The organism is Acinetobacter sp. V2, assembly GCF_001188385.1.
In the GTDB taxonomy this organism is placed as follows: Bacteria; Pseudomonadota; Gammaproteobacteria; order Pseudomonadales; family Moraxellaceae; genus Acinetobacter; species Acinetobacter oleivorans.
This window is the reverse complement of record NZ_JZFB01000001.1, coordinates 699,807-707,156: the sequence shown is the minus strand read 5'-3', so window position 1 is coordinate 707,156 and position 7,350 is coordinate 699,807. Positions and strand designations below refer to the sequence as shown.

Sequence of the window (7,350 nt, the reverse complement as noted above, 5' to 3'; positions counted from 1 at the left end):
CCCGCCGTTAATTGGTGGACTACGAATTGCACTTGGCCGCGCATGGTTGATTTTAGTTGCCGTTGAACTACTGGCAGCTGGAACGGGTATTGGACAAATGATGGAACTAGGACGTCAAATGTTGCGCTTAGATGTTGTGATGGTTGGTGTGTTTATCACAGGCTTGGTCGGGTTTGGTTTGGATAAAGTTTTACGTTTAGTGGAACAACGCTTTATCTCACCTGCGCTTAGTTCGGGGGAAAAATAATGTCTCAGCGTTCTTTTACTTTAAAACAATCATGGCAACGGCCAATTATTTTAATACAAGGCTTAGTACTACCATTATTGTTATTAGGCTTATGGCAATACAACTCAAGCTTAGGTGCCAGTCATGCCTATGCATTTGTTCCTCTACAAAACATTTATTTCGCATTTATCAAATTGCTTGAAACAGGTGAATTGTGGCTAAACACATGGGGAAGTCTTAAAAAAGCTGGAATTGGATTTATCTTAGGTTCGATAAGCGGATTAATTTTAGGTACTTTGCTTGCCTATTCAAAAGTTTTAAATGCTTTAGTTTCTCCACTGTTTAACAGTATTCGACAAGTTCCATTACTGGGTTTAACACCTTTAATTGCCTTATGGTTTGGTAATGGAGAAGAAGCAAAAATCTTTATTATCGCGCTTGCCTCGTTTTTTCCATTAGTGATTAATACATTTCAGGGCCTTAGCCACAATGATGCAAAATACGATGAAATCGCACGTATTTATCAATTTTCATTCTGGCGAAAATTTAAAAAAATACGCCTTCCTCAAGCCCTACCCCATATTTTAACTGGTCTAAATTTAGCGGTGCCCTTTACTTGGATCACCACTACAGCAAGTGAATTGCTATTCAATGCGGGTGCAGGACTCGGCAACTTAATGATGAAAGCCGAGATTAATGCCGAAATGGATATTCTGTTGGTTTGCGCCATAACGGTTACCCTTTGTGGGGCCTTTATGACGGCAGGTATTCATCTTATTTCAAAACGCCTGCTGCAATGGCGTACCTAATTTGTCTTTTTAAAAAATATTTTTAGGAATTTATATGTCGTTCTCACTACTTTCTATTAAAAAACTCAATAAATCTTTTCAACGTGATCAAAATACTTTGACCGTTTTAGATGGGATTAACCTCAACATTGAGCAAGGTGAATTTATATCAATTGTTGGTAGTAGTGGCTGTGGGAAATCAACACTATTACGTCTTATTGCTGGATTAGATCAAGACTATGATGGTGAAATTTTACTGAATCAAACTCAGATAAAAGGTACAGATTTAAAACGCGGTCTTATCTTTCAAGAACACCGATTACTTCCATGGCTTACTGTTTTTGAAAACATCCATTTAGCACTTGAAGAAACTACACTCACTCGTGAAGAGCGAAATTTACGGGTAAATGAACATATTGAAATTGTCGGGCTGAAAGGTTTTGAAAAGGCGTATCCACATGAGCTTTCTGGTGGCATGGCACAACGTGTTGCAATTGCCCGTGGACTCGTCAATAAACCCGATATTTTACTTTTGGATGAGCCTTTTGGCGCTTTAGATGCCATCACACGGAGTCACTTACAAGCTGAACTTCAGCGTATCTGGCAACATGAAAAAATCACCATGATTTTAGTTACCCACGATATTGAAGAAGCTGTCTATCTTGGAGACCGTGTCATTGTGATGTCAGCCCGACCAGGAAAAATTAAAGAAATTATTCAAGTTCCGCTGACACATCCTCGACATAAAGAAAGTGAACTTTTATTTGGTTTTCGCAACCAGGCACTTAATATGCTAGATCACACAGCATAATTAATTTGAATATTGATCGATATTAATATGATTTAGAAAACAGATAATATCGTGATATTAATATTCTTTACATTTAATTAATATAGGATAGAGAAAAATGGGTTTATCTATTTGGCATATTTTACTGTTTGCAGTGATTGTTATTTTATTATTTGGAACTTCAAAGTTAAAAAATCTAGGTAAGGACTTAGGTGGTGCAATTAAAGACTTTAAAGATTCAGTTAATTCTGATGATCAGAAGTTATTGCAAAACCAGCAATACAAAGATATTAGTCCAGTTGAATCACATAATGAAAAAATAAAATATGAGTGATTTATTATTATGTTTAATATCAGCTTTGGAGAGTTATTAGCTTTTGCAATTATTGCGCTTATTATTTTAGGACCTGAAAAACTTCCTCACACGTTAAGATCAGTCCTCCTCAAATACAGAGCAGTTAAAAACCAAATTAGTAAAATTCAAAATGATATTGAAAACGAACTTGACCTGATCGAACTTAAGAGAGTCATGCATGAAGAGCTGCAAAAAATAAAACAAAATGAAGAGCAGCTCAAACAACAACTCGCTCTTATGCAACAAGAAATTGAAAATGTACAAACATCTGTTTTTACAGAACAAAAAACCAAAGCACGCCGCATCAATGACTATATCTATACCCGTTCACAAGATGAGTTAAAGACACCATTTTTAGCTCATTTTAAAACAGCCAATAAATTCAGTGAGGATCAAGCCGCATGACGGAACATATTGTCAGTGAAAGCCTCACTGAAATGAAATATAGCGAACATTTAAAAGAATTAAGAAAACGGCTGATCTATAGCATTGGTATTGTTTTAGCGATTTTTTTATTATTACTTCCGCTTGCTCAGAAGAACTACCATTTTCTTGCTCATCCTTTAATTTCATTACTTCCTAGCAATTCCACCATGATTGCAACAGATGTGATGAGTACATTTTTAGCACCATTTAAACTCAATATTTATTTTGCGATTTTATTAAGCATTCCCTTTATTCTTTATCAATTTTGGCAATTTGTTGCTCCAGCTCTTTATCAAAAAGAAAAAAGGTTCGGTATAGCACTAGTGCTTTCGAGTAACCTTCTATTTTATTTAGGAATTGTGTTTGCCTATACTTTAATTTTGCCTCTCGCTTTAAAGTTTTTTGTTTTGGCATCGCCCGATAATGTGTTACCTATGACGGATATCAATAGCTATCTAGATTTTTGTTTGAAGCTTTTTCTTGCTTTTGGTCTGGCATTTCAAATTCCAGTTTTAACTTATATTCTTATTTTTATTGGCCTTATTTCTATTCAACAGCTAGAAGCACATCGTAAGCACATCATTGTATTCTTCTTTTTTATTGCAATGTTTATTACCCCTCCTGATGTTTTTAGCATGCTTGCTCTTGCAGTCCCAATGTGGTTGTTATTTGAATTGGGTTTATGGGTCACAAAATTCACAATGCAAAAAAACATCCATTAAAAAATGGATGTTTTTTCTATGTAAAACCCTTAAGCAATTTCATTTTCATTCTTATTAGGTAGTAAGTTATATCTTGATAGAAGATTACGTAAAACATTACGCGATAGGCCTAACATTTTTGCTGTCTTGACCTGATTATTCCAGCAACTTGAAAATGCAGTATTTACTATTTTATCTTCAATAATATGCCATGCTTCCCCATCATATTCTTGAAAAAGACGCTTCAAGATACTTTCAAACTCTTGAATAAGATCATTGTCTGGTAACACGGCAGAACCCGTTTCCTCAGAAAATCTTAAATGCTCAAGATCAATTGTTTTACCGCCACTCACCAGCAAAGCATAGTGAATATTGTTTTCTAGCTCACGAATGTTGCCTGGCCAGCTATAGTTCAGCAGCGCATTTCTTGCTCTATCACTAATATTTGGCTTAGTGGTAATGAGCTTCTGAGAATATGAACTTAAGAAGAAATCAACCAGAGGTAAAATATCTCCTTTACGTTCACGCAGTGGCAAAATATTAAGCACAACCACGTTCAAGCGATAATATAAATCGAGACGAAACTTGTTTTCTGCTACAGCTTTACGTAGATCGACGTGCGTCCCCGACAAAATACGGACATTAATTGGAATTGGTTTTCGACCACCCACGCGTACGACTTCTTTTTCTTGCAATACCCTTAACAGCTTAACTTGTAAGGATAGAGGCAACTCACCTACCTCATCCAAAAATAAAGTACCACCATCAGCTGTTTCAAAAATACCAGCTCGAGTTTTGTTTGCACCCGTAAAAGCACCAGCTTCATAGCCAAACAGTTCAGACTCGGCAAGAGTCTCGACCAAAGCACCGCAATTGACGGCAAGAAAAGGCTTATTTTTACGATCACTTTTCAAATGAATTTCGCGTGCAATTAACTCTTTACCTGTCCCAGACTCTCCTTGAATGATGACACTAGCAGAGCTTGGAGCAATCGTTTCAACTTGATTTAATAATTTACGGGAGTTCTGATCTGAAAAGATAATTGCTTTTGCTCTTATTGGTTTTACAGGAACACCATTATCAGGCAAAGTAATTACTTTATAATCATTATCTAAAAAGGTCTTCATAATTACCCCATAAAACTTATGATATAAGCATTTTAAAAGGCTATATTACATTTCAGTGCGTTTTTTAATAAATAACAAATAAATATATTTAATCCAAAATTCACCTATTTTATTCTGAAAATATTTTCTCTTATAAATTAAAAATAAACACAATTCTTTTTTTATGATATGTTGCTTCTCAAACACAATGTTGTCTTTTTGATTAAATCCAAACACTCTAAAAAATTATAATCCATTCCTATATTTGATTTATATAGGTATAAAGCTTGGCATTTATTTTGCTCATTCATTTAAAATCCATAAAATAGGTTTAATAATGAGCATCGAATTTGTAGGTATGGTTTTCCCTAACCAATGGTCTGAAACCAAAGGAACGCGAATTGGCCATAAAATTGACCTCGAATATCTACGTTACCACGCACGGGCACATGAATATGCGGGTTTTGATAAAGTCTTAATTGCTAGCGGGCCAAGCAGCCCAGACAGTGCACAAATCGCGGCATATCTTGCCCAACATACAGAACGTCTTGGATTTATGATTGCTCATCGTCCTGCACTCCTCACTCCAAATCTTGCTGCACGTTCTTTTGCTACGCTTGACCATACTACAGGTGGTGGAAGAATCCGTTTACATGCAATTACGGGAATTACAGCTGAGCCTCAAGAAGGCGATTATATTGTTGATAAAGTTCAGCGCTATGAACGGACGGGTGAATATCTAGATATCATCCAGAAACTTTGGAAAAGCGATCAACCCATTAGTTATGAAGGTAAATATTTTAAGTTAGATAATGCTTTTTGCCCGTTAAAGCCAGTCAACGGTACAATCCCGATTTCATTCGGTGGCTCATCAGACATTGCTTATGATATTGCAGTCCGCCATGCAGACCTGTATTCACTTTGGGGTGAACCACTGGTTGGAGTAAAAGAGCAAATTACTAAATTGAAGCTCGCAGCAGAAAAAGCCAATAAACCGCAGCCTCCTGTTAGCTTATCTGTACGTCTTATTATTGGTGCAACCGAAGAACTTGCTTGGCAACGAGCAGAACGGATTCTTGCAGACATTCAAAATAATCCAACCTTTCAAAATAACGGCACATTATCAGGACATAAAATCAAAGGCATTGGTTCACAGCGCTTATTGGCAGCAGCCCAGCAAGGTGATCGACATGACCGCGCATTATGGATGCCAACTGCAACTGCTGTAGGGGCTTATGGCGATACGACTGCCCTAGTTGGGACACCAGACACCATTATTGCCTCATTACTCGATTATGTAGATTTAGGGGTGACGACTTTTTTAAATCGGGGCTACGATCCGATCTATGATACGGTCGATTATGGTCGTTATATTATCCCCGCTGTACGTGAAGAGGCAGCCAAAAAATTAAAACAAATCGCTTAAACATTTAAAGCAAAAAGCCGCTCATTCAATATCTTTGAAGAGCGGCTTTTTTTAATAAAGATTTTCTTCAGTGAGAAAATCTTTAGTCCATCTTTTATTGCAAGTCAGGTTTACAAATAGCCTGAATTTTCTCTCCCGCAATCGCCTTTTTAGCAAACGGAATTGAATCTTTTAAGGAAGCATTCACAGTTTCGCTATGTCCTAAGCCATGATACAAATGACCTTCGACCACTGTACCTGCTTTACAGGCATCTGCCACCAGCTTCATTTGAGAACGAGCATCTGGAGTTCGGTCATTTGCCCCTGTCCCAATAAATAATGGATGACTGATTTTTAATGTAGGGTAATAACCATAATCATTTGACTGTTTCTCTTGCAGCTTTTTATAGCTTGCTGGCGGATTAGGTTTATATGCTTGTGCTGGCGAAAGCCCTGCGGTTTGAATATCTCCCATAAAACTTGTTAAGCAGGCATTTCTTGCTTGTTCAACTAAAGGAGCAGCTTCAGGCGTGAAAATATCTTCTGTTTTAATTTCTGGATATAAACTTTGTGTCACTAAAAAACTATAGATGCCATAAGCAAGTGATGGGCTGACTTCGTAAGGATTTAACTTTAACTGATTTTTTTCAGGCGTCGCTTCAGGATCTTGATAAATCACGCCTGTACCAATTGAACCTTTAATATTTAAGTCAGGTGCGTACGTTGCCGAGTAGGAAGAAGCCGCAACAGCCCCAGCGCCTCCTTGTGATTGGCCAACAATCACAAACTTATTGGCAAGTGGCAACTTGGTTTTTAAAGCAGCTCTACCACTATCTAAAATACTATAAGCCAGCATTGGGTTATTAATTAACAAGTGCGGTCCTGCAACACCTAACCCTTCGTAATCTGTGGCAACGACCGCAAATCCTTCTTTAAGCCAACGATTTAAATATTGTACATCTCGGTATGATCGTCCACTCCAAGACGGCGCACAAGCATCGGCCAAACCGACCGTACCATGTGCCCATAGCACCACTGGCCAACCTTCTTTTGGTGGAGTTCCTTTTGGTAAGTGAATACTTCCTGAAACCACAATAGGTGTTTTGCTATCTTTACCGCTCGTAGAACTGTAGAGAATCCGAATAGCCTGACTGTCATTTGCTAAACGAATATAAGGATTATGAATCGCTTCTGTTTTTAATAATTTTCCTGCCTGTTCAGGAATAGCCGATTTCCATGTATAAAACTCGGAAACTCGGCCATCTCCATATTTATCTTCTGGCGCTGGAGCTTTTTGAGCGGTCGCAAAACAACTTGAAGTTAACATCGTTGTGGTTAAAGAAAACTTGCATAAAGTTGATAAAAAAGTATGTTGCATTGTTATTTACCTTAAAAACTGTCTCATCATTTTTGATTTAAAATTCGTAACTTACGCGGCCATATAAATACGTTCCAAATGCTCCTTCAGGCGCATTAAAACTATATTTGACAATGTTGCCGACCGAAGAATCTTTTGCTTGATCAGGATGGCTATTAAATAAGTTGATCGCCCC

General features: G+C 37.4%; 10 protein-coding genes. 7 read left to right on the top strand and 3 right to left on the bottom strand.

The features are described from left to right. From UC75_RS19960 to tatC, 6 genes are all read left to right on the top strand, one after another. Positions 1–247: ABC transporter permease (locus UC75_RS19960; protein WP_416202197.1), on the top strand; the 247-nt coding region annotated here is incomplete at its 5' end. Continuing rightward, positions 247–1,035: an ABC transporter permease gene (locus tag UC75_RS03245; protein WP_005131904.1), complete on the top strand. Its 789-nt coding sequence runs from the start codon at positions 247–249 to the stop codon at positions 1,033–1,035. The genes UC75_RS19960 and UC75_RS03245, both read left to right, overlap by 1 nt. Positions 1,036–1,069: 34 nt before the next feature. Beyond that, positions 1,070–1,825, top strand: coding sequence for an ABC transporter ATP-binding protein (locus tag UC75_RS03240; protein WP_049836666.1), 756 nt, complete (start codon positions 1,070–1,072; stop codon positions 1,823–1,825). Positions 1,826–1,922: 97 nt separating this feature from the next. Further along, positions 1,923–2,138, top strand: coding sequence for a Sec-independent protein translocase subunit TatA (locus UC75_RS03235; protein ID WP_049836665.1), 216 nt, complete (start codon positions 1,923–1,925; stop codon positions 2,136–2,138). Between the two features lie 9 nt (positions 2,139–2,147). Then, positions 2,148–2,564 (top strand): Sec-independent protein translocase protein TatB, encoded by a 417-nt coding sequence (gene tatB, locus UC75_RS03230; protein WP_049836664.1) that lies wholly within the window; start codon positions 2,148–2,150, stop codon positions 2,562–2,564. Then, positions 2,561–3,307, top strand: a complete 747-nt coding sequence (gene tatC / locus UC75_RS03225; RefSeq protein ID WP_021510740.1) for a twin-arginine translocase subunit TatC — start codon at positions 2,561–2,563, stop codon at positions 3,305–3,307. Before tatB ends, tatC begins: the two co-directional genes overlap by 4 nt. Positions 3,308–3,336: 29 nt before the next feature. On the opposite strand, the gene UC75_RS03220 is transcribed toward tatC, so the two are convergent. After that, entirely contained in the window at positions 3,337–4,413 is a 1,077-nt protein-coding gene (locus UC75_RS03220) for a sigma-54 interaction domain-containing protein (protein ID WP_000846949.1), read from the bottom strand. 316 nt (positions 4,414–4,729) lie between these two features. Here UC75_RS03220 and UC75_RS03215 point away from each other — a divergent pair, with 316 nt between their 5' ends. After that, positions 4,730–5,818, top strand: a complete 1,089-nt coding sequence (locus UC75_RS03215; protein ID WP_049836663.1) for an LLM class flavin-dependent oxidoreductase — start codon at positions 4,730–4,732, stop codon at positions 5,816–5,818. 94 nt (positions 5,819–5,912) lie between these two features. Here the strand turns inward: UC75_RS03215 and UC75_RS03210 are convergent, their stop codons facing one another. Beyond that, positions 5,913–7,175 carry a lipase family protein gene (locus UC75_RS03210; RefSeq protein WP_049836662.1) on the bottom strand — a complete coding sequence of 421 codons (1,263 nt, stop codon included), beginning with the start codon at positions 7,173–7,175 and terminating at the stop codon, positions 5,913–5,915. 37 nt (positions 7,176–7,212) lie between these two features. Beyond that, on the bottom strand, positions 7,213–7,350 hold a 138-nt coding region (locus UC75_RS19955), incomplete at its 5' end, for a hypothetical protein (RefSeq protein WP_228137210.1).

Coding starts and splice junctions, on each gene's coding strand:
- UC75_RS03245 (WP_005131904.1), top strand. CDS start 247: ATGTCTCAGCGTTCTTTTACTTTAAAACAATCATGGCAACGGCCAATT.
- UC75_RS03240 (WP_049836666.1), top strand. CDS start 1,070: ATGTCGTTCTCACTACTTTCTATTAAAAAACTCAATAAATCTTTTCAA.
- UC75_RS03235 (WP_049836665.1), top strand. CDS start 1,923: ATGGGTTTATCTATTTGGCATATTTTACTGTTTGCAGTGATTGTTATT.
- tatB (WP_049836664.1), top strand. CDS start 2,148: ATGTTTAATATCAGCTTTGGAGAGTTATTAGCTTTTGCAATTATTGCG.
- tatC (WP_021510740.1), top strand. CDS start 2,561: ATGACGGAACATATTGTCAGTGAAAGCCTCACTGAAATGAAATATAGC.
- UC75_RS03220 (WP_000846949.1), bottom strand. CDS start 4,413: ATGAAGACCTTTTTAGATAATGATTATAAAGTAATTACTTTGCCTGAT.
- UC75_RS03215 (WP_049836663.1), top strand. CDS start 4,730: ATGAGCATCGAATTTGTAGGTATGGTTTTCCCTAACCAATGGTCTGAA.
- UC75_RS03210 (WP_049836662.1), bottom strand. CDS start 7,175: ATGCAACATACTTTTTTATCAACTTTATGCAAGTTTTCTTTAACCACA.